Origin of the sequence: Streptomyces sp. NBC_00178 (genome assembly GCF_036206005.1) — a bacterium.
Lineage (GTDB): Bacteria > Actinomycetota > Actinomycetes > Streptomycetales > Streptomycetaceae > Streptomyces.
The window spans coordinates 1,208,566-1,228,994 of record NZ_CP108143.1 but is presented as its reverse complement, the minus strand read 5'-3'; the positions used below and the strand labels follow the sequence as shown (position 1 = coordinate 1,228,994).

Annotated in this window: 18 protein-coding genes; 10 read left to right on the top strand and 8 right to left on the bottom strand. The window is 72.9% G+C overall.

Annotated elements, in window-relative coordinates:
- Window positions 1-137: 137 nt before the first annotated feature.
- Complete coding sequence (locus OHT61_RS05110; RefSeq protein ID WP_329035408.1) at window positions 138-1,400, bottom strand: glycoside hydrolase family 18 protein; 1,263 nt, start codon at window positions 1,398-1,400, stop codon at window positions 138-140.
- A gap of 342 nt (window positions 1,401-1,742) precedes the next feature.
- On the opposite strand from OHT61_RS05110, the gene OHT61_RS05105 reads away from it, so the two are divergent.
- The gene (locus OHT61_RS05105) at window positions 1,743-2,915 is read left to right on the top strand and encodes an acyl-CoA dehydrogenase family protein (protein ID WP_329035407.1); all 1,173 of its coding nucleotides are present in this window, start codon (window positions 1,743-1,745) and stop codon (window positions 2,913-2,915) included.
- A 405-nt stretch (window positions 2,916-3,320) separates the two neighbouring features.
- Here the strand turns inward: OHT61_RS05105 and OHT61_RS05100 are convergent, their stop codons facing one another.
- Window positions 3,321-3,731, bottom strand: coding sequence for a hypothetical protein (locus OHT61_RS05100; protein WP_329035405.1), 411 nt, complete (start codon window positions 3,729-3,731; stop codon window positions 3,321-3,323).
- Window positions 3,732-3,932: 201 nt separating this feature from the next.
- On the opposite strand from OHT61_RS05100, the gene OHT61_RS05095 reads away from it, so the two are divergent.
- The 4 genes from OHT61_RS05095 (at window position 3,933) to fxsA (ending at window position 8,080) form a co-directional block, all read left to right on the top strand.
- Window positions 3,933-4,373, top strand: a complete 441-nt coding sequence (locus tag OHT61_RS05095; protein WP_329035403.1) for an Lrp/AsnC family transcriptional regulator — start codon at window positions 3,933-3,935, stop codon at window positions 4,371-4,373.
- A gap of 69 nt (window positions 4,374-4,442) precedes the next feature.
- Window positions 4,443-6,083, top strand: a complete 1,641-nt coding sequence (locus OHT61_RS05090; RefSeq protein WP_329035401.1) for an amidohydrolase — start codon at window positions 4,443-4,445, stop codon at window positions 6,081-6,083.
- Window positions 6,084-6,632: 549 nt separating this feature from the next.
- On the top strand, window positions 6,633-7,400 hold the full coding sequence (locus OHT61_RS05085; protein ID WP_329035399.1) for a polyprenol monophosphomannose synthase: 768 nt from the start codon (window positions 6,633-6,635) through the stop codon (window positions 7,398-7,400).
- An 83-nt stretch (window positions 7,401-7,483) separates the two neighbouring features.
- Window positions 7,484-8,080, top strand: a complete 597-nt coding sequence (fxsA, locus tag OHT61_RS05080; RefSeq protein ID WP_329035397.1) for an FxsA family membrane protein — start codon at window positions 7,484-7,486, stop codon at window positions 8,078-8,080.
- A 155-nt stretch (window positions 8,081-8,235) separates the two neighbouring features.
- Here fxsA and OHT61_RS05075 read toward each other — a convergent pair whose 3' ends face one another.
- The 4 genes from OHT61_RS05075 to yczE form a co-directional block, all read right to left on the bottom strand.
- A complete protein-coding gene (locus tag OHT61_RS05075) occupies window positions 8,236-8,610 on the bottom strand; it encodes an RNA polymerase-binding protein RbpA (protein WP_014044757.1) in 375 nt (124 codons plus the stop codon).
- A 264-nt stretch (window positions 8,611-8,874) separates the two neighbouring features.
- Window positions 8,875-10,239: an MFS transporter gene (locus OHT61_RS05070; protein ID WP_329035393.1), complete on the bottom strand. Its 1,365-nt coding sequence runs from the start codon at window positions 10,237-10,239 to the stop codon at window positions 8,875-8,877.
- A 46-nt stretch (window positions 10,240-10,285) separates the two neighbouring features.
- Window positions 10,286-11,050, bottom strand: a complete 765-nt coding sequence (locus tag OHT61_RS05065; protein WP_329035391.1) for a glycerophosphodiester phosphodiesterase family protein — start codon at window positions 11,048-11,050, stop codon at window positions 10,286-10,288.
- The gene (gene yczE, locus OHT61_RS05060) at window positions 11,047-11,715 is read right to left on the bottom strand and encodes a membrane protein YczE (protein WP_443049363.1); all 669 of its coding nucleotides are present in this window, start codon (window positions 11,713-11,715) and stop codon (window positions 11,047-11,049) included. Before yczE ends, OHT61_RS05065 begins: the two co-directional genes overlap by 4 nt.
- A 100-nt stretch (window positions 11,716-11,815) precedes the next feature.
- On the opposite strand from yczE, the gene OHT61_RS05055 reads away from it, so the two are divergent.
- Window positions 11,816-13,315: an SCO1417 family MocR-like transcription factor gene (locus tag OHT61_RS05055; RefSeq protein ID WP_329035390.1), complete on the top strand. Its 1,500-nt coding sequence runs from the start codon at window positions 11,816-11,818 to the stop codon at window positions 13,313-13,315.
- Between the two features lie 10 nt (window positions 13,316-13,325).
- Here OHT61_RS05055 and OHT61_RS05050 read toward each other — a convergent pair whose 3' ends face one another.
- Window positions 13,326-14,939 carry a hypothetical protein gene (locus tag OHT61_RS05050; RefSeq protein WP_329035389.1) on the bottom strand — a complete coding sequence of 538 codons (1,614 nt, stop codon included), beginning with the start codon at window positions 14,937-14,939 and terminating at the stop codon, window positions 13,326-13,328.
- Window positions 14,940-14,976: 37 nt separating this feature from the next.
- Window positions 14,977-15,171 carry a hypothetical protein gene (locus OHT61_RS05045; protein ID WP_056787333.1) on the bottom strand — a complete coding sequence of 65 codons (195 nt, stop codon included), beginning with the start codon at window positions 15,169-15,171 and terminating at the stop codon, window positions 14,977-14,979.
- A 318-nt stretch (window positions 15,172-15,489) separates the two neighbouring features.
- Between OHT61_RS05045 and OHT61_RS05040 the strand changes: the two genes are divergently transcribed.
- From OHT61_RS05040 to OHT61_RS05025, 4 genes are all read left to right on the top strand, one after another.
- Window positions 15,490-15,882 (top strand): ankyrin repeat domain-containing protein, encoded by a 393-nt coding sequence (locus OHT61_RS05040; protein ID WP_329035386.1) that lies wholly within the window; start codon window positions 15,490-15,492, stop codon window positions 15,880-15,882.
- A gap of 242 nt (window positions 15,883-16,124) precedes the next feature.
- On the top strand, window positions 16,125-17,543 hold the full coding sequence (locus tag OHT61_RS05035) for a HEAT repeat domain-containing protein (protein ID WP_329035385.1): 1,419 nt from the start codon (window positions 16,125-16,127) through the stop codon (window positions 17,541-17,543).
- Window positions 17,544-17,888: 345 nt separating this feature from the next.
- Window positions 17,889-19,415, top strand: coding sequence for a hypothetical protein (locus tag OHT61_RS05030; protein ID WP_329035383.1), 1,527 nt, complete (start codon window positions 17,889-17,891; stop codon window positions 19,413-19,415).
- A 67-nt stretch (window positions 19,416-19,482) separates the two neighbouring features.
- On the top strand, window positions 19,483-20,394 hold the full coding sequence (locus OHT61_RS05025) for a hypothetical protein (protein ID WP_329035382.1): 912 nt from the start codon (window positions 19,483-19,485) through the stop codon (window positions 20,392-20,394).
- Window positions 20,395-20,429: the final 35 nt, after the last annotated feature.

Genomic DNA, 20,429 nt, shown 5'->3' with positions numbered 1-20,429 from the left:
GGCCGCGGGAGCCGGAGCCCGGCGGCGGGCCGGGCGCACGTCCTGCGACCCTCGCGGCCCCGCGCGACGGGTGGGGTGGGGCGCCCGCCCGGCACCCCACCCCTGACCCGCCCTGCCGTGCGTGTACCCCGTCCGGGCTAGTTGATGGCCCTGATGAGTTCACCGTCGGCCGTGTCGCCGCTGAGTTCCCAGAAGAAGGTTCCCCCCAGGCCCTGTTCGGCCTTGTAGTCCATCTTCGTGCCGATGGTGGCCGGGGTGTCGTAGCTCCACCAGTTGGTGCCGCAGTGGGCGTACGCCGTGCCGGCGACCGTGCCGGTGGCGGGGCAGCTGTTCTTCAGGACCTTGTAGTCCTCGATGCCCGCCTCGTACGTCCCCGGGGCCGCGCCCGTCGCCGTGCCGCCCGGCTCGGACTGGGTGACGCCGGTCCAGCCGCGCCCGTAGAAGCCGATGCCCAGCAGCAGTTTCCCGGCGGGCACGCCCAGTTCCCTGAGCTTGGAGATGGCCGCGTCCGTGTGGAAGCCCTCCGTCGGGATGCCCGGGTAGGAGGTCAGCGGTGAGTGCGGAGCCGTCGGGCCCTGCGCCGCGAAGGCGCCGAAGAAGTCGTACGTCATCGGGTTGTACCAGTCGAGGTACGTGGCGGCACCCGCGTAGTCCACCGCGTCGATCTTGCCGCCGTCGGAGCCGTCGGCCGTGATCGCCGAGGTGATCAGGCTGTCGTCGCCGAACTCGGAGCGGAGCGCCGACAGGAGGTTGCCGTAGGCGTCGCGGCCGCTCGTGTCGCAGGTCAGGCCGCAGGCGTTCGGGTACTCCCAGTCGATGTCGATGCCGTCGAAGACGTCGGCCCAGCGCGGGTCCTCGACCAGGCTGTGGCAGGACTCCGCGAAGGCGGCGGGGTTCTGCGCGGCCTCGCCGAAGCCGCCCGACCAGCTCCAGCCGCCGAAGGACCAGATGACCTTCAGATCGGGGTGGAGCTTCTTCAGCTTCCGCAACTGGTTGAAGTTGCCCCGCAGTTCCTGGTCCCAGGTGTCCGCGACCCCGTCGACGGCCTGGTCCGCCGTGTAGGCCTTCTCGTAGTCGGCGTAGCTGTCGCCGATGGTGCACTTGCCGCCCTGGACGTTGCCGAAGGCGTAGTTGATGTGGGTGAGCTTGTCGGCCGAGCCCGAGGTCTCGATGTTCTTGACGTGGTAATTGCGGTCGTAGACACCCCAGTTGGTGAAGTATCCGACCACCTTGTCACCGGCTGCGGCGGGAGCCGCCTCGGCGGCGGGTGCGGTGGCGGTGGGGGACGCGCCCGCAGGGGCCGTGCCGGCGACGCCGAGGAGGGCGGCTCCGAGTGCGGCGGTGCAGAGGCTCGCGGCGAGCGCCCGGAGGCGGGCGCGGGGGCGGTGAAGTCCGTTCATCGTGGCTCCTCGTGGGGGAGGGCGTGGGGATGCCCGACGGTCCGTCGCTTTTGGCATGGACGCGATGAGGCAGTGCTGGAGACCGTAGGAGGACTAGACCAGTTGGGTCAATGGTTCGGACCAATTTCCCTGATCAAGGGCGCCGGCCCCCGGTGACGGAAGCGCTCCGATCGGGCATACTCGACGCGCCACAGCCGCTGGCCAGCGCCTCCCGTGATCCGGGAAGGCAGGATCGGCTGGGGAGCCGTAGATTTCCGGGCATCGCCCGGGACCGTCCGGCGGAGCCGCTCACACCCCGCGCGCGCGACCGCCGTAACCCCCGACAGGGAGGAGAGCGCCGTCATGTCCGACCGTGCCCCGCAGCCCGTGGAACGCCGACTGCCCACCGAGGAGTCCCGGCAGCTCATCGAGCTCGTCCGCGACATCGTGTCGAAGGAGATCGCTCCCCGGGCGGCCGACGAGGAGGAGGCGGGAGCCTTCCCCCGCGAGGTCTTCACCCTGCTGTCGGAGGCCGGACTGCTCGGGCTCCCCTACGACTCCGCGCACGGCGGCGGCGACCAGCCCTACGAGGTCTACCTCCAGGTCCTGGAGGAACTGGCGGCGGCCAGGCTGACCGTCGGCCTCGGCGTCAGTGTCCACTCGCTGTCCTGCCACGCGCTCGCCGGCTTCGGCACCGACGAGCAGCGGGCCGCCCGCCTCCCGGCGATGCTCTCCGGCGGACTGCTAGGCGCCTACTGCCTCTCCGAGCCCTCCTCGGGCTCCGACGCGGCCTCGCTCCGCACCAAGGCCGTGCGGGACGCCGACGGCTGGGTGCTCACCGGAACCAAGGCCTGGATCACGCACGGCGGCGTGGCCGACTTCTACACCGTGCTGGCCCGGACCGGCGTGGAGGGCCCGCGCGGCATCACCGCCTTCCTGGTGCCCGGCGACGCCGCGGGCCTCGACGCGGCCCTGCCCGAGAAGAAGATGGGCATGAAGGGCTCGCCGACCGCCCAGATGCACTTCGACGGCGTGCGGATCTCCGACGACCGGCGGATCGGGGAGGAGGGCCAGGGCTTCGCGATCGCCCTGTCCGCCCTCGACTCGGGGCGCCTCGGGATCGCCGCGTGTGCCATCGGAGTCGCCCAGGCGGCCCTGGACGAGGCCGTCGGATACGCCACCGGGCGCCACCAGTTCGGGCGGCCCGTCGCGGACTTCCAGGGGCTGCGCTTCATGCTCGCCGACATGGCCACCCACATCGAGGCGGGCCGGGCGCTGTACCTGGAGGCGGCGCGCCTGCGCGACGCGGGTCTGCCCTTCTCCCGGCAGGCGGCGATGGCGAAGCTGTTCTGCACCGACGCGGCCATGCGGGTGACCACGGACGCCGTGCAGGTGCTCGGCGGATACGGCTACACGCTGGACTTCCCCGTCGAGCGGCTGATGCGCGAGGCCAAGGTGCTGCAGATCGTGGAGGGCACCAACCAGATCCAGCGCATGGTCATCGCCCGTCACCTCGCGGGTCCGGAGACGCGCTGAGGCGGGCCGGCCGGTAGGACCAGACCGGAGTCGTCATGATGCGGTTCCACTCCGGGTCCTGGCGCCCGGGCATCGTCCGGCCGGCGCTCTCCCAGTGGCGCAGCATCGCGCGGTAGATGGGCGGGTCGGCGGGCTGCGGCACGGGCTGGCGTGCGGACTCCCGGGGCGGGGCTCCGGGCTGCGGAACCGATTCTCCGGTCGTCGGTGCGGTGAGACGGCGACGTACGGGGCCGGCTGTTGGATGCAGCGTGGTCATACAGAACCAACGCCGTCACGGGGCCCCGGGTCACTGTCCGTCCGAATCGCGCGCCCGTTCCTCGGGTGCCGGGCCCGCCACGGGACGGAGGCGGTCCGCTCCCCGCCGGGGTGACCGGCGTGGAGCGTCCGTCGACGGCGGAGCCGGTGTCAGGCGGCCTGGCGCCGGGTCGGGGGCACGTACCGCACCGGACGCGATCCCGGGCCTCCGGCGTGCGAGAAGGGCTGCATCCGCCAGTCCAGCCCCTGGGGGAGCGTCAGCAGCAGCGCCGTCTCCTGCTCCTGGACCTCCAGGGTCTCGTCGGCGGGACGGGCGAGGGAGGCGTCACGGTTCGTCCCCGGGCACACGGTGAGGACGAAGGGGTTCCAGGGCGAGGGGCACAGGGCGTGCTCGGGGAGCACGTCCTCGTCCGCCAGCAGGGCGATCGGCTGCGCGCAGTCCGGGCAGACGACCCGGTACATCTCGAATGTGTCGTACGCGTCGGGAGCGCTGTCCTCGTCACGTGCGGCGTACTCGTCGGGATCCGGCTCGACACGTCCGGTGAGCTTCAGGCTCTGCATGGGATCTTCCCCCTCAGATGGACCGGCCAGGCGCCACGGCCTCGGCCACAGCAAGCACTTCCCCCCGCGCGTCTGCCGTAATCGCCGGCCCGACCGCAACCCACCCGCAAACTTGTGGCATTCGTCACATGCCCCTCGAACGAGCCCTTCCGGGCCTCCCGCGGCTGTGCTTGGAGGGACTCGGGGCCATAGGTTGACGGCATGGAGGAGCTGGACCGTCAGATCGTGGAGTTGCTCGTCAAGGACGGGCGGATGAGCTACACCGACCTGGGCAAGGCCACGGGCCTGTCCACCTCGGCCGTTCATCAGCGTGTCCGCAGGCTGGAGCAGCGCGGGGTGATCCGCGGCTACGCCGCGGTCGTCGACCCCGAAGCGCTCGGCCTGCCCCTCACCGCGTTCATCTCGGTGAAACCCTTCGACCCGAGCGCCCCCGACGACATCGCCGAACGGCTCGCCGGCGTGCCGGAGCTCGAGGCCTGCCACAGCGTCGCGGGGGACGAGAACTACATCCTCAAGGTGCGGGTCTCCGCCCCCGTGGAACTGGAGCACCTGCTCACGCGCATCCGTACGCTCGCCGGGGTCTCCACCCGCACGACCGTCGTCCTGTCCACCCCGTACGAGGCCCGCCCGCCGCGCATCTGAGGCGGGCGCGGGCCGCTCGGGGGAGGGGGCGCGGGCGGCGCCGGTTCCGGCAGGCGCGAGACTGGTCCCATGACCGAGAGCACCGCCCCCCAGAGCGAACACCGCACCGTGCTGCTGCGCGGTGGAGACGTCCACAGCCCCGCCGATCCGTTCGCCACCGCGATGGTCGTCGAACGCGGCCATGTCGCCTGGGTCGGGTCCGAGGGGGCCGCGGACGCCTTCGCGAGCGGCGTCGACGAGGTGATCGACCTGGAAGGGGCGCTGGTCACCCCGGCCTTCACCGACTCCCACGTCCACACCACGTCGACCGGACTCGCCCTCACGGGGCTGGACCTCTCCGGCGCCCGCACCCTCACCGAAGCCCTCGCGATGGTCCGCGCGTTCGCGAACGGCCACCCGGGCGACCGGGTGATCCTGGGCCACGGATGGGACGCGGCGCGCTGGCCCGAGCGGCGCCACCCGTCCCGTGCCGAACTCGACGAGGCGGCCGGCGGGCGCGCCCTCTACCTGCCCCGTGTGGACGTCCACTCCGCCGTCGTGAGCACAGCTCTCCTCGACCTCGTCCCCGGCGCCACCTCGATGCCCGGGTACCACCCCGACGCGCCCCTGACCGGCGACGCCCACCACGCCGTCCGCGCGGCCGCCTACGGTGCCGTCACGCCCGCGCAGCGCAGGGAGGCCCAGCGGGCCGCCCTGGCGCACGCCGCGTCGCTCGGGATCGGCACCGTGCACGAGTGCGCCGGTCCCGACATCTCCGACGAGGACGACTTCACCGGGCTGCTCGAGCTCGCCGCCGAGCGGACCGGCCCCCGGGTGTTCGGCTACTGGGCCGAGCGGATCGAGGACGCGAAGGGCGCCCGCCGCGTCCGTGAGCTCGGTGCCGTGGGCGCCGCCGGTGACCTCTTCGTCGACGGTTCGCTCGGTTCGCACACGGCCCTGCTGCACGAGCCCTACGCCGACGCCCCGCACACCGGCACCGGGCGGCTCGACGCCGCGGGTGTCGCCGCCCACGTGACGGCGTGTACCGAGGCGGGGCTGCAGGCCGGGTTCCACGCCATCGGCGACGCGGCGGTCACCGCCGTCGTGGAGGGGGTCCGGGCCGCCGCGGGGATTCTCGGGCTCGCCCGCGTCAGGGCGTCGCGGCACCGGGTCGAGCACGTGGAGATGCTGACTCCCGAGACCATCGCGGCCTTCGCCGAACTGGGCCTCACCGCCTCGGTCCAGCCCGCCTTCGACGCGGCGTGGGGCGGCACCGACGGGATGTACGCCGCGCGCCTGGGCGCGGAGCGCGCCGCGACCCTCAACCCGTACGCGGCGATGCTGCGCGCCGGAGTGCCCCTCGCCTTCGGCTCGGACAGCCCGGTCACCCCCCTGGACCCCTGGGGGACGGTGCGGGCCGCGGCGCACCACCGCACGCCGGAGCACCGGATCTCCGTACGCGCCGGTTTCACCGCCCACACGCGGGGAGGCTGGCGGGCCGTCGGCCGCGACGACGCGGGTGTGCTCGTGCCGGGAGCCCCGGCCGACTACGCCGTCTGGCGTACCGGTGAACTGCTCGTCCAGGCCCCCGACGACCGGGTGGCGCGCTGGTCGACCGATCCCCGCTCCGGCACCCCCGGCCTGCCCGATCTCACGCCCGGGGCCGAACTCCCAGTGTGCCTGCGCACGGTGGTGTTCGGACACACGGTCTACGTAAGGCCGAACGAGTGACGTCTCGGGATTTCGTACCGCCGATCGATGGCGCGGGCGGTCCGCCGGGGCCCGTGAACTCGCGCCACTGACCAGGCGTTTTCGGAAGGAATCGCAGGTCGGGCGACTGTTGACAGAAAGCGCCCACAGGCCGGTAGGTTCGGCCGGGTCCACCACTGGACGTCCGACCGGTCAGACCTCCACGCAGTCGTCGAACGCCGCTGGGTCATGAGGTGGTGTGCCGCACCGGCGCACCACCGCTGACAGCCAGGTTCAGCGCCCGCGCCTCGGGGGCGAGGGAAGGTTTCGTCCGGACGGCAGGTGTGACCCGGGTGGGGCCCGGAGGTTCAGTAGACAACGGCTTTCGGTCGACCCGCAGCCAGCGGGTCCCAGGTCGGCCCGAAGGACACCGGGCCCCGATCCGCAGCGCTGTTCCCCCGCGCGCATCTTCTGTCCGCAGTTCCACACATCTGTCCCCGCGCCGCACTCCATCCGCGTGACCGCGTCGGAGTGACGCCCCCCGCGCGCTGGATATGGTGTGCACCTGCGTACGGACTTTAAGGGGCAGTAGTGAACGACGGCGGTCAGAGGCAGTTCGGCCCGCTCGGCAGAGTCTTGGTGATCATCCCGACCTACAACGAGGCCGAGAACATCAAGCTCATCGTCGCCCGGGTGCGCGCCGCCGTCCCGGAAGCGGACATCCTCGTCGCCGACGACAACAGCCCCGACGGTACGGGGAAGGCCGCCGACGAGCTCGCGGCCGACGACGGCCACGTGCACGTCCTGCACCGCAAGGGCAAGGAAGGGCTCGGGGCCGCCTACCTCGCCGGCTTCCGCTGGGGCTCCGAGCACGGGTACGGCGTCCTGGTCGAGATGGACGCCGACGGATCCCACCAGCCGGAGGAACTGCCCCGTCTGCTCACCGCCCTCAAGGGGGCCGACCTGGTCCTCGGCTCGCGCTGGGTACCCGGCGGCCGGGTGGTCAACTGGCCGCGGCACCGCGAGATGATCTCGCGCGGCGGCAGCCTCTACTCCCGCATGCTGCTGAGCCTCTCGGTGCGTGACGTCACCGGCGGCTACCGGGCCTTCCGTACCCCGACGCTGGACGGCCTGGGACTGGACGAGGTCGCCTCGCAGGGCTACTGCTTCCAGGTCGACCTCGCCCGGCGCGCCGTCGAGGCGGGCTACCACGTCGTCGAGGTGCCGATCACCTTCATGGAACGCGAGATCGGCGACTCGAAGATGAGCAAGGACATCCTCGTGGAAGCCCTGTGGCGGGTCACCGGCTGGGGCATCACCGGCCGGGCCAACAAGGTTCTGGGGCGCAGGACGCCCTGACCGCGGCTCCGGCGCCCTCCCGCCGCGACCCTCAAGATCACCCCCTTACGCCGCTTGCACGCCCGTACAGGCACACTGGGGACATGACGACCGGCACACCGCCTCCGAACCGTCCGCGGCGCTCACGCGCCCGCACCCTCCTGCCGCTGGGCGTCGCCGTCTGGATCGTGCTGGAGATCTGGCTGCTGATCCTGGTGGCGGGTGCGACGAACGGCTTCACCGTGCTGCTCATCCTGGTCGCCGGAGCGGTGCTGGGCGCCGTGGTGATCAAGAGGGCCGGCCGGCGGGCCTTCCGCAACCTCACGGAGACGCTCCAGCAGATGCCCGGACAGCCCGGCGCCACCGAGGCGCCGACCGGGCGGACGGGAAGCAAGGGCAACGGCCTGCTGATGCTGGGCGGGCTGCTCCTGATGATCCCCGGAGTGATCTCCGACGCGGCGGGGCTCCTGCTCCTGCTGCCCCCGGTCCGCGCCGTACTCGGCCGCGCCGCGGAGCGCTCGCTGGAGCGGCGCATGCGCGCGGCGGCCCCGGGGGGCTTCTCCGACGCCTTCCAGCAGGCCCGCATCCACCGGCCCGACGGCAAGGTGGTGCAGGGGGAGGTCATCCGCGAGGACGGGGCTGCCGGCGGCACGCGCCCCGACGACGGGCCGGACGCGGACCGTCCGCCGCTGACCCGCTGACCCGCTGACCCGCTGACCCGCCGGCCCTGAGCCCACCCGCCCGTTACGGGGACGTACGTCGGACACGTGCCGCGAAACGCACGAAGAGCCGCGGGCCGTGACACAGGTTCTGTGTCACGGCCCGCGGCTCTTGCGGCTGTGCGGTGTTCTCGCGGTCAGGCGGACTTCCTGCTGTCACGCGGGTGCACGGCGATGTTCATGGCGCCGGAGCGCAGGACGGCCAGCCTCTCGGCCAGCACCTCCTCCAACTCCTCGCGGGTGCGCCGCTCCATGAGCATGTCCCAGTGCGTACGCGCAGGCTTGCCCTTCTTCTCCTCGGGGCCATCCCCGTCCACCAGGAGTGCCGTGGCGCCGCACGCCTTGCACTCCCACTCCGGCGGAATTTCCGCCTCTACCGAGAACGGCATCTCAAAACGATGTCCGTTCGGGCATGCGTACTCCACCGCCTGGCGCGGGGCCAGATCGATGCCGCGGTCCGTCTCGTAGCTGGTAACCACGAGTCGCGTGCCGCGGAGAGCTCGCTCACTCATGAATCGTGCCTCCCGGGCTTGTCGCCCACAGGACAGAAGTCGCTGTCGTCGTCATCCGGTCAACGTCCGGTCGGCGGTAAAGATTCCCGTTGCCGGTCATGCGTCGCCCGTCGTGCGCTGCCTTTGTCTGGGTTGCTTACCCACCGGTGCCCGGTTTGTCACATCTGGTCGAAGTTGTCACCCAACGGTTTGACTTCTTCGACACGCAGTAACGGTCCTCCGAGCAGGCCAAAGGCGTACACTACCGGCCTTTCACTTCAACGTCTAAATCCGTTCGGGAACCGGATTGCCCGCGGCGGCCACCGCGGCCCGGACGGGGACCCTCGCGAGGAGCGCCGAACCGAGCGCGAAGAAGATCACCAAGGACAGGATCGCATCCCGGTAGCTGCCCGTCAGCTGATAGCCGAGACCGAACACCAGGGGCCCCAGCCAGCTGAGTCCCCGGTCGCTCATCTCGTAGGCGGAGAAGTACTCCGCCTCCTTCCCCTTCGGGACCAGGTGCGAGAACAGCGACCGCGAGAGGGCCTGGCTGCCGCCCAGCACGAGGCCGATCGCGGCGGCCAGCGCGTAGAAGAACACCGGCGCGCCGGCGGGCAGCACGTACGCCGAGGCGAGGATCAGGGTCCACACCGCCAGCGAGCCGAGAACGGTCCGCTTCGCGCCGTACACCCGGGCGAGCCGCCCCATCCCCAGCGCACCCGCCACCGCGAGCACCTGGACGAGCAGCACCGCCGTGATCAGGGTCGTCTGGCCGAGACCCAGCTCCTCGGAGCCGTACAGCGAGGCCTGGGAGATCACCGTCTGGATGCCGTCGTTGTAGACCAGATAGGCGAGCAGGAACGACAGGGTGAGCGGATGGCGCCGCATGTCGCGCAGCGTGGCCCGGAGCTGCCGCCAGCCCGAGCCGACCGCGCCCGCGCCCCCGGGGGCCACCCGGCGGTCGCGCAGCCGCCGCAGCGGTACGAGGGAGAAGGCGCCCCACCACACACCGGCCGAGGCGATGCAGATCCGGACGGCCTCCGACTCCGAGAGCCCGAACGAGTCGTGGCCCGTGTAGAGGACCAGGTTCAGGACCAGGACGAACGCCCCCGAGGTGTACCCGAAGGCCCAGCCGCGCGAGGAGACCGCGTCGCGTTCGTCCGGGGCGGCGATCTGCGGCAGATAGGCGTTGTACAGCGCCATCGACACCGAGATCGACGCGTTCGCCACGATCAGCAGGAACGCCCCCAGCAGATAGCGGTGCCCGTCCAGGAGGTACATGCAGGCCGTCGCCGTCGCGCCCGTGTACGCCGCGGCGGCGAGCAGCGGCTTCTTCCGTCCCGTGCGGTCCGCGGCCGCGCCCACCACCGGCATGACGACCACGGCCACGACGATGGACACCGACACGGCGTACGCGAAGAGCGACCCCGCCCGCACGGGTATGCCCAGCGGATACACGAAGCCGTCCGCGTCGGCAGCCGCCTTGGCCACGGACGTCAGATAGGGGCCCAGGAAGACCGTGAGGACACTCGTGGAGTACACGGAGCACGCGAAGTCGTAGAAGTACCAGCCCCGTTGCTCCCGCCTGCGCTCGGCGTTCCCGGCCGGCTGCCCGGCCCGCCCCGCCGTCCCTGCGGTGTCTGCGCTCACGCCGCGCCCCCTCGCTCGTCCCGTGCGGACGCGGCTGGCCCCGGCGTCAGGCCCACGCCCCACGCTCGCTCAGCACCGTGCGCAGCGTCTCGATGTGATCGGTCATGATGCCATCCACCCCGAGGTCCAGGAGCGCCGCCATCCTGGCCGCCTCGTTGACCGTCCAGACGTGGACCTGCAGCCCGCGCGCGTGCGCGGCGCGGACGAATCTCCGGTCGACGACGCGGATGCCGTTCTGGCTCTCCGGGACCTGCGCGCAGACCGCGCCCGCCCTGAGCGCCGCGGGGATGCCGAACGAGCGCAGCCGCAGGCCGAGGACGCCGCGCACGCCGTAGGAGGTGGCCAGGCGCGGACCCGCCAGGCGGTGCGCCCGGGCGACCCGGGCCTCCGAGAACGACCCCACGCACACCCGGTCCCAGGCGTCGGTCCGGCGGATCAACTCCACGAGCGGGACGAGCGCGCGCCCGGCCTTGATGTCCACGTTCCATCGCGCCTCGGGGAACTCCTCCAGCAACTCCTCGAAGAGCGGAAGGGGTTCGCGGCCCGCGACCCTCGCCCGGCGCACCTCGCCCCAGGGGAGATCCGCGATCCGGCCGTGCGCGTCCGTCACCCGGCCGAGTGTCGGGTCGTGGAAGGCGACGAGACGGCCGTCGGCCGTCGCGTGCACGTCGGTCTCGAAGTAGCGGTAACCGGCCCCGGCCGCCCGCCGGAACGCGGCGGCGGTGTTCTCCAGCCCGTCGGCCGCCCCGCCGCGGTGGGCGAAGGGGATCGGAGAGGGATGGTCCAGATAGGGATGGCGTCCAGAGGTCACTGCGGAAGTATCGCCTCCGAGGGTGGCCGTCCGGCAACGCCCCCACGGCCCCCGTCCGGCGCGGGGAGGTCGAAGACGCGCAGGAAGAGCTGTGCGAGGGGGCCGATCGCCAGCGCGTACAGGACCGTGCCGGCGCCGAGCGAGCCACCGAGCAGGAATCCGGTCGCGACGACGGCCACTTCGATCGCCGTGCGCACCAGCCGGATGGAGCGGCCGGTCAGCCGGTTCAGGCCGGTCATGAGGCCGTCACGCGGTCCGGGGCCGAACCGCGCCGAGATGTACAGCCCCGTCGCGACCCCGTTGAGCACGATGCCGGCCGCCATCACCGCGATCCGGGCCGTGAGGCCCTGCACGTCCGGTACGACGGCGAGCGTGCCGTCCATCGCGAGCCCGACGGCGAAGACGTTGGACACGGTGCCGAGCCCGGGGCGCTGCCGGAGGGGGACCCACAGGAGGAGGACGACCGCTCCGACGACGATCGAGACGACACCGATCGAGATGCCGGTCCGCTCCGCCAGGCCCTGATGCAGAACGCCCCACGGTTCGAGTCCCAGCCCCGCTCGCACCAGGAGCGCCGAGCTCGCTCCGTACAGCGCCAGGCCGGCGTACAGATGGGTCAGCCGCCGGGTGAGCCGGGTGCCGCTCCGGGCGGTCATGTCGGACAAGTGGTGCCCCCGTATGCTCGTAGTGGACTGCTGCATCTCACTGTGTGGCGGGGGATCGGCCGCCAACTACGGCCAATCCGAGGAAGGTGGACTGATTTCCATGGCGCAGTGGACTTCGACGGTCAGCGCGGCCCAGCTCGCCCGGCAGCTCCGGGCGCAGCAGGCCCGTCCCCTGGCGCCGGGCGGCCGGAAGCCGCCCGCCTACCGGGCGCTCGCCGACGGGGTGCGCCTGCTCGTCCTGGAGGGCCGGGTCCCGGTCGCCGCCCGGCTGCCCGCCGAGCGCGAGCTCGCGCTCGCGCTGTCCCACAGTCGGACCACCGTGGCCGCCGCCTACGAGGCGCTGCGCGCCGAGGGCTTCCTGGAGTCGCGCCGAGGGGCGGGCAGCTGGACAGCCGTCCCGGCGGGCAACCCGCTGCCCGCCCGCGGTCTCGAACCTCTGCCCCCCGAATCGCTCGGCTCCATGATCGACCTGGGCTGCGCCTCGCTGCCCGCCCCCGAGCCGTGGCTGACGCGGGCCGTGCAGGGCGCGCTGGAGGAACTTCCCCCGTACGCGCACACCCACGGGGACTACCCGGCCGGCCTCCCCGCGCTGCGGCAGATGATCGCCGACCGGTACACCGAGCGGGGCATCCCGACCATGCCGGAACAGATCATGGTCACCACGGGGGCCATGGGCGCCATCGACGCCATCTGCCACCTCTTCGCCGGACGCGGCGAGCGCATCGCCGTCGAGTCCCCGAGCTACGCCAACATCCTCCAGCTCATGCGGGAGGCGGGCGCCAGGCTCGTGCCCGTGGCCATGGAGGAGGGGCTGGGCGGCTGGGACATGAACCGCTGGCGGCAGGTGCTGCGGGACGCGGCGCCACGCCTGGCGTACGTCGTCGCCGACTTCCACAACCCCACCGGCGCCCTGGCCGACGAGCAGCAGCGGCGCGCCCTCGTCGAAGCCGCCCGTTCCGCGGGCACGGTCCTGGTCGTCGACGAGACCATGCACGAGCTCCACCTGGACGAGGACGTGGAGATGCCGCGCCGGGTGTGCGCCTTCGACCCCGCCGGCAGCACGGTCCTGACGGTCGGATCCGCCAGCAAGGCGTTCTGGGCCGGGATGCGGATCGGCTGGGTCAGGGCGGCGCCCGACGTCATCCGCAGCCTGGTCGCCGCCCGCGCGTACGCGGACATGGGCACCCCCGTCCTGGAGCAGCTCGCCATCAACTGGCTGATGCGCACCGGCGGCTGGGAGCAGGCGGTGGCCGTACGGCGCGAGCAGGCGAAGCAGAACCGGGACGACCTGGTCCGGGCGCTGCGCCGCGAACTCCCGGAGTGGGAGTTCGCGGCACCCCGTGGCGGCCTCACGCTCTGGGTGCGCAGCGGTGGCCTGTCGGGCTCGCGGCTCGCGGTCTCGGGGGAGCGGGTCGGCGTGCGCGTCCCGTCGGGTCCCAGGTTCGGGGTCGACGGGGCCTTCGAGGGATACGTGCGTCTGCCGTTCACCGTGGGCGGTCCGGTGGCGGACGAGGCGGCCCTGAGGCTGGCGGCGGCGGCCGAGCTGGTCCGCTCGGGAGGCGCGGCGGGGGCGGAGACGCCCCGGTCGTTCGTGGCCTGAGGCGCCCGCCTCATCCCTCCGCGACGGCGGGAGCCGCGACGAGGGGACCGGCCTGCGGGGCCGAGGGCTCGCCGGGCGCCTTCTCCATGCTCGTGCCGGCCTGCCGCTCCACGGTGGGCCCTCCGCCCGGCAGCAGGTGGAGCACGGCCTGGCGGTGCGCCTCGCTCGTGGCCTCGTCGTGCGGGTCCGGGGTGGCGGGTACCTGGAGGCGCAGCACCGGTCCGGCGCCCAGCCGGGTGTAGCCGCGGCCGGGAGGCACGTCGTCGGTCGGGGTGGTGTGCGGCTGGGCGCCCAGCACCGACTCGACCTGCTCACAGGTGGCGGGACCGAGCACGGCCCGGGCCCGGGTGTGGGTGCGCACCGCCTCGGTGAGGGTGTCCAGACTGTCGAGCTGCTCGGCGACCACCACCGTCACACCGGCGGCGCGGCCGTGCCGCAGCGGCACCTGGAGCAGTTCCTGCGGGTCCTGCCTGCCGTCCGCGGCCGCCAGGTGCCCGAGCGCGCTCGGCCGGTCCAGCAGGATCCAGAGGGGGCGCCGGATGTCCTCGGGCTCCGGGTGTCCCGCCTGGCGGGCCCGGTTCGCCGCGATGAGGCGCCGTTCCGTCTCGTGCGCGGCCCATTCGAGGGTCGCGAGGGCGCCCGCGAGGCCGCGTTCCACGGCCAGTACGCCGTCCCGTCCGGCGAGGAAGCCGTACTCACCCGTCCCGCTGCCCTCCACGACGAGGACGTCGCCGTGCTGGAGTGCCTGCAGGGCGAGCGAGCGCATCAGGGTCGTGGCGCCGCTGCCGGGGTGTCCGGCGACCAGCAGGTGCGGTTCCGTGGAGCGGGCGCCCGTCCGCCAGATCACCGGTGAGGCGTCGCGCGCCGCGTCGCCGTCCTGGACCGGGACGGTGCGCGGCACCGCGCCGGGATCGGTGAAGCCGAGGACGGCCTCACCGGGCGAGGTGACGAACCGCTGGGCGGCGATGGTGGTGGGGAGGGCGGGGAGCACGGCCATCGAGAGACGGTTGGCCTCCTCGTCCCAGGTGAACTGGTATTCGCGGCCCCGGCCGGACTTGGCGTGCAGCACCTGCTCGACCCGGGCGCGGGCACCGGGATCGCCGTCGGTGAAGTACGCGGGGTAGTTCACCCGGAGCCGGGTGAGCCGCCCGTCGTCGTCGAAGGCGTACGACGTCTCGAAGGCCTTCTCCCAGTCGCCGCCGTGGGAGAACAGCGGACCGGGGTCGTCGGCCACGGAGAAGTGCGGAACCAGCGCCTCGTACAGGGCCCGCAGGCGGGCGGTCGCCGCCTCGTCGGGGCCGGTGTGCGCAGGGGTGCGGTCGCGCCCCTGCCACGCGGCAGCGCCCATCACCGAGATGAGGGCCAGCAGCGGCCCGTAGGGGATGAGCGCCACCGCCAGTACGCAGGCCGCGACGAGGAACAGCACGTGACCGCGCCGTTCCCTGGGTGTCGCGGCCCACTTCTGCCGCCCTGCTCCCGCCAGCAGCCGCAGTCCACGGGTGACCGTGATCAGCGGATGAAGGACGTCGGTGGCGTTGTCGGCGGCCGTGCGCGCGATCTCCCGACTGCGGGTGATCGAAGCGCTGCCGCTGCTCAGAATGCGGGGGAGTGGTCGCCGGGCCACGTCTGTCTCCTGGAGGGGTGGGGTGGGTTTCGGAGCGTCAGAACTTGATCCCGCCCAGCATGCTGGCGAGGCTCGCCCCGCCGGCCGTGATGCTGGGGGCGATGGCGGTGCCGGCCAGGTAGAAGCCGAACAGCGCGCAGATGAGGCCGTGGGAGGCCTTGAGCCCGTCCTTCTTGAAGAACAGGAAGGCGATGATGCCGAGCAGTACCACGCCGGAGATGGAGAGGATCATGAGCGGTTCTCCTGGTTGAGGGGACAGTCACCATGAGTACTTCCAGGATCACAAGATGTATCAATACGATTAAAGGTGCAAGTGAGTGAATATCGCCCGTTTTCACCTGACCGGACGACAGGAAGCGGCTCCCAGGGGACTCCCCGGCCCACCCGGCGCCCGTCTCCACCGGGGGGTGACGCCCGCCACGGTGACCTTCCCCCCTGTCGGGGCAGGCTGACGACGGCCGGGGAGCAGTACCCTGTCGATTCACTCGTACGGTCCCCCCGCCGTACTCCCCCACCAGGTCGGCAACGGCAACGGAAGGCGGTCCGTCCGATGAGCGAAACCCCCGATCCCGAGGTGATCGAACTGGCGACCAAGGTCTTCGACCTGGCACGCCGGGGCGAGAGCGACACGCTCGCCGCCTACGTCGACGCGGGCGTCCCCGCGAACCTCACCAACGACCGGGGCGACACCCTGCTCATGCTCGCGGCGTACCACGGACACGCCCCCGCCGTCGTCGCGCTCGCGGACCGCGGCGCCGACCCCGACCGCGCCAACGACCGGGGGCAGACCCCACTGGCCGGAGCCGTCTTCAAGGGCGAGCGCCCGGTGATCGACGCCCTGCTCGCGGCGGGGGCCGATCCGGCCGCCGGAACACCGTCCGCGGTGGACACCGCGCGCATGTTCGGCAAGGACGACCTGCTGGAACTCTTCGGTGCGCGCTGAGACGCCGTCCGGACCGCCCCTGGGGCGTTGCGCCGTAAATGTGGTCGCGTCGGCGAAATGGCTGGGTCATCATGACGTCGCGGGCCCGCTCCGGGCCACCGACGAGAGGCAGAGGAAGATGAGCACCAGGCAGAAGACGGCGGTCGGCCGATCATGTTGCTGCGCGGCCTAGGGGACGTCTCCCCGGCACATGGAACAGCACAGTCCCGGTTGCGTCGACAGCTTGATGTGAGGCTTTCCCCATGTTCGATCCGTTCATAGCGCCGAGCGGCACACTGCTCGGCCTGCTGCAGAGGGGCCGCGGCGACGGCACGCTCCACGCGCTCGCCGCACCGCGCCCCGAGGCCCTCGCGGCTCTCAACCACTGCGTCCTGAGCGATCCGCGTCATGACTGGCAGGTGGAGAACCGCAGCCTCTACTACGCCCGCCTCTACCTCGACCTCGACGGCGGCGTCGAGGAGATCGAGCGGCACCTGTCGGACCCCGAGGACCACCTCGACACCGACGACTCCCGCACGGGCCTGGCCCTCGCCGTACTGGGACACCTCGCCTCCTACGGGCGCGACGACGCCCTCGCGCTCCTGCGGCGCTACGCGGCGACCGGCGCCAACTGGGCCTGGGCGCTCGACGAACTGGCCCTGCGCGACGACGACGCCGGGCTGCGCTCCCTGGCCGAACCGGTACTGGCCCGCTTCCCCGCCACGGCCGAGGGCTCCGCCGAACTCGCCGCCACCGTGCGGGACGCCTTCGAGCCCCGGCCCTGGCGTCTCTGGGCCGACGACCCCCGCGAGGCGGTCGGCGCCCGCATCAGGGCGGCGACGGAGCAGGGCTCCTTCGACCGCTGGCAGCGTCAGATGAGCCCTCGCGGCCCGCGCCCCGGCTGGAGCGTCCAGGCGGTGCTCGACTGGGCCCAGGAAGGGCTGGAGCGCGGCAGCGCGCTCCACGTCCCCGCTGCCCGCTGTCTCGCCGCCGTCGCCGGTGCGGAGGACCGGCCCGCGATCGTCGAGGCCGCGCGCGACGGCGCCGAGGGCGCCCGGTGCGCCGCCCTGCACTACCTGGCCCAGGTCCAGGACCCCGACCTGCTCGACCTCGTCGAACAAGCGGTCGTCGGTCCTTCGCCCCTGGTCGCCGACGCCGCCGTGGCCGCCTTCGAGCGCATGGCCGGGGACGCGGCGGTCGACCGCGCACGGCGCTGGGCCCACCGGCCCGACGCCCTCGGAGCCTCCGCCGCCGGAGTCCTCGCCTGCCGGGGCACGGCAAGGGACGCGCAGCTCGTCCTCGGCGCCCTGCGCGAAGCCGTGCGCGGGGACGGCCCCGACGCACCTCGCCTGTGGACCCTCGTCGACGGCACGGGACGCCTCGGCATCGGCTGCGCCGCACCGGTGCTGCGCCATGTGTACCGGGAGACGTCCTCGTCGCACCTGAGGGGACGGGCCGCCCGCGCCCTGGCCGCCACGGACCCCTCCTTCCCCACCGGATTCGCCGTCGAATGCCTCTGGGACTGCGAGGAGACCACCAGGGAACTGGCCGCGCTGCACGCCGAGACCGGGGACATACGGGTCGCCGAACGCCTGCGCCGGCTCGCCGCCGATCCCGCCGAGGAGGCCGAGGTCCAGACGGCGGTACGCAGCAGGATCGGCCCGGACGCGCCCGCACTCTGAGGAGTGGGCTCCCGGGAAGCCGGGCGGTCGGGGGCCGCCGTGCTCGCGGCGCCGCCGAACGGCTGGACGCGCGGGCGCGGTACGCCCTGGCCGGGGCTGTTGCCCGCGCCCACCCTGCGGGCGTTCGTCGACCGCGCGGCTGAAGGCGGCGCGGAGCCGGGGTGACGCCGCCGGTCCCGTACGACACCGCCGCGCCGGCCTCCGGTGGCGTCCTCGTCGTCCGCACCCGGGCGGCGGCGGATACCGGTCACCCCGACGGGGCGGGGCACGCGCGCCGCTGCCCGGCCGTCGGTCGCTTCTGCGCCGTTTCGACCGTTGTCGGTGCGAGGACCTAATCTGTGCAGCGTGACTTCGCCTGCCGACATCTTCAGTGCTGCGCCCCAGCTCAGCGGGGGACCGAGGCCCGCGCCCGGCCCCGCCGCCGACGAGGGGCTCTCACGCCGGCTGCGCGCGCTGGCCTGCACGGCCCCGCTGCACGACCTCGACGTGCGCAAGGCGAACCTGGCCGGCGAGTACACCGTCTACGCCATGGCCGAGGTCGCCCTCGCCGCGATCGACCTGGTCACCCTCAACATGGACTTCGACACCGGGGCCGACCACGACCAGATAGTGGCCAGACTGCTCCCCAGGGTCGCGGCCCAGGCCCCGCGCCGGCCGGTCACCGAGCACGAGCGGGTCGCGCGCTGGGTGCTGGAGAACCTGATCAACGTCGGGAGCGTGGACCGCGGCTTCCGGGCCGTGTACGGCACCTTCGGCCCCGACGGCGTCTACGTCCGCAGGGACTACGACTTCAAGCTCATCGAGGAAGTCCCCGGCCACGGCGGCACCGTCTACCTCCGCGCCACCGACGAGGCGGTGAACGTCCTGGTCGGCGCCCTCGACACGGACGTCACCAGCGCCCAGATCGCCGCCGAGGTGAAGCTGGAGGTCCTCGTCAGCCGGGGCCGCCTCGCCGACGCCCAACTCGCGGCCGAACAGGCCCGCTACCGCACCGTGCAGTACGCCGAGACGCTCCGCAGGACCCTGGACGCGACCCGCCGCAACGTCCGCGCCGTGGACTGGCTCAACGCCGTCCCGGACATGATCGCCGAGGCGCTGGACCACGTCGCCGACCGCTACCGCCACGAGAACGCGATCCTCACCAACATCCGCAAGGCCAGGGACGAGGCCGAGGAACCCGAGAACAAGCGCCGCGCCGCGGAACTCGTCGACATCGTGAAGGACTGCATCCGCCGCCACACCCAGCTCCAGTCCAGGCTGCTGGACGCCGGCCCGCTGTTCCGCGCCGAGCAGGACCGGCAGGCCTTCGCCACCCCCACCGCACAAGCGGGTCTCGACCTGTACGGCCAGCTCGTCACCCCCCTCCTCCCGCTCCCGGTCGAGGAGGCCGGCCGGGTCACCGACGCGTTCTTCGCGCACGGCACCGGACTGCGCACCCCCGCCTCCGTCCGCGTCGGCGACCTCGTCGACCTGCTCCTGACACCCCCGGTGGAACGGGAGCACCTGGGCGCCGAGATGCCGGAACCCGACCTCATCGCCACACCGGACGACAGCCGGTTCAGCGAGGAGCAGCTCGCGAGCGCCATGGAACTGCTCGACCTGGAGCACGACGCCCCCCGCCGGCTCTCCGGACTCCTCGCCGAGGCCCGGCTGCGGGACCCCGAACTGCCTTATCTGGTCGCCCTGCTCTCCGTGCACGCGGCCAGTCCGCCCGTCGGCACGGCGTACCGCCAGGGCGAGCGCAGGCTCCTGTTCGCCGTCGACGACGGCACGGCCCTGGAGGACCACGAATTCGGCGGGGCCGACCTGATAGTCGGCATGGCCCTGCTGGACGCGGCGGGTATGGCCGCGGACCGCAAGGACGCCTCATGAGCGTCCACGGACCGATCACCCCACCGCACCCGCCCGAGGGCGGCACCCGCACCGAGGAGTCACCGAGTTGAGCGAGCAGCACGCCGAGTACACCGAAGCGTGGGGCGACCAGTCCCCAACGTATGCGGCCGAGGCCGCACGGCCGGCCGCTCCCGCAGCCGCGACACCCGCGGACGCGGCCGACGCCGCCCGGCTGGTCTCGTTCGGACTGCAGCCCAAGCTGATGCCGGCCCGGGACACCGAGTACACCGACCTGCTCCGCCGCTACCGGGAGGAGCCCGCCTTCGCCCGGCTGGCCGACGCCGTCGCCACCGGGCTCGGACTCGTCGTGCTGGAGGTCTCCACCCGCGCCGGCATGGCCGTGACCGCGGGCGAGGACTCGGTCTTCGCCGTACGCATGGGTGACTACGCCCGGCGGGCCTCGTCGGACTCCGCCGACCGCTTCCTGCACGGGCTCGCCCACCTCGCCGTCGCGGCCATGGCCTTCCCCCGGCCCGAGGACCTGGCCGACGACTCCTACATCGGCCGCATCACCGTCAACGGCGTCGACGCCTTCGTCCGCCAGGCCTGCCGGCGCCTGGAGGAACGCGCCGAGGAGCAGGGCGACAACACCGACCCCGCCACCGACGCCCCCGGCCTGGAGTCGGGATGGCGGGTCTACGCCCGCCGCAGCTCCACCGGAGCGACCAAGGACGCCCGCAGGCTCGCCGGATCCACCACCGGCATCATCGGCAAGGCCGTCGCCTTCCTGACCGACTCGGGCTTCCTCCAGCGAACCGGGGACGACGCGGGCGGCGCGTACCGCACCACGGCCCGCTACCAGCTCCAGGTGCGCGACATGGCAGGCGGCGCCGCGATGGCCGAACTGCTGGAGCTCGGAGTCGTCCCCGTCACGGACGGCTCCGCCACCCTGCTGCCCCCGCCCGACGCCGAGGGCCTGGAACTGGCCGCCGACGCGGGGCTTCCCTTCCACTCCTGACCGCACGGCACCGCCCCGCCAGCTTGCCGCCCCAG

Coding starts and splice junctions, on each gene's coding strand:
- OHT61_RS05110 (WP_329035408.1), bottom strand. CDS start 1,400: ATGAACGGACTTCACCGCCCCCGCGCCCGCCTCCGGGCGCTCGCCGCG.
- OHT61_RS05105 (WP_329035407.1), top strand. CDS start 1,743: ATGTCCGACCGTGCCCCGCAGCCCGTGGAACGCCGACTGCCCACCGAG.
- OHT61_RS05100 (WP_329035405.1), bottom strand. CDS start 3,731: ATGCAGAGCCTGAAGCTCACCGGACGTGTCGAGCCGGATCCCGACGAG.
- OHT61_RS05095 (WP_329035403.1), top strand. CDS start 3,933: ATGGAGGAGCTGGACCGTCAGATCGTGGAGTTGCTCGTCAAGGACGGG.
- OHT61_RS05090 (WP_329035401.1), top strand. CDS start 4,443: ATGACCGAGAGCACCGCCCCCCAGAGCGAACACCGCACCGTGCTGCTG.
- fxsA (WP_329035397.1), top strand. CDS start 7,484: ATGACGACCGGCACACCGCCTCCGAACCGTCCGCGGCGCTCACGCGCC.
- OHT61_RS05075 (WP_014044757.1), bottom strand. CDS start 8,610: ATGAGTGAGCGAGCTCTCCGCGGCACGCGACTCGTGGTTACCAGCTAC.
- OHT61_RS05055 (WP_329035390.1), top strand. CDS start 11,816: ATGGCGCAGTGGACTTCGACGGTCAGCGCGGCCCAGCTCGCCCGGCAG.
- OHT61_RS05045 (WP_056787333.1), bottom strand. CDS start 15,171: ATGATCCTCTCCATCTCCGGCGTGGTACTGCTCGGCATCATCGCCTTC.
- OHT61_RS05040 (WP_329035386.1), top strand. CDS start 15,490: ATGAGCGAAACCCCCGATCCCGAGGTGATCGAACTGGCGACCAAGGTC.
- OHT61_RS05035 (WP_329035385.1), top strand. CDS start 16,125: ATGTTCGATCCGTTCATAGCGCCGAGCGGCACACTGCTCGGCCTGCTG.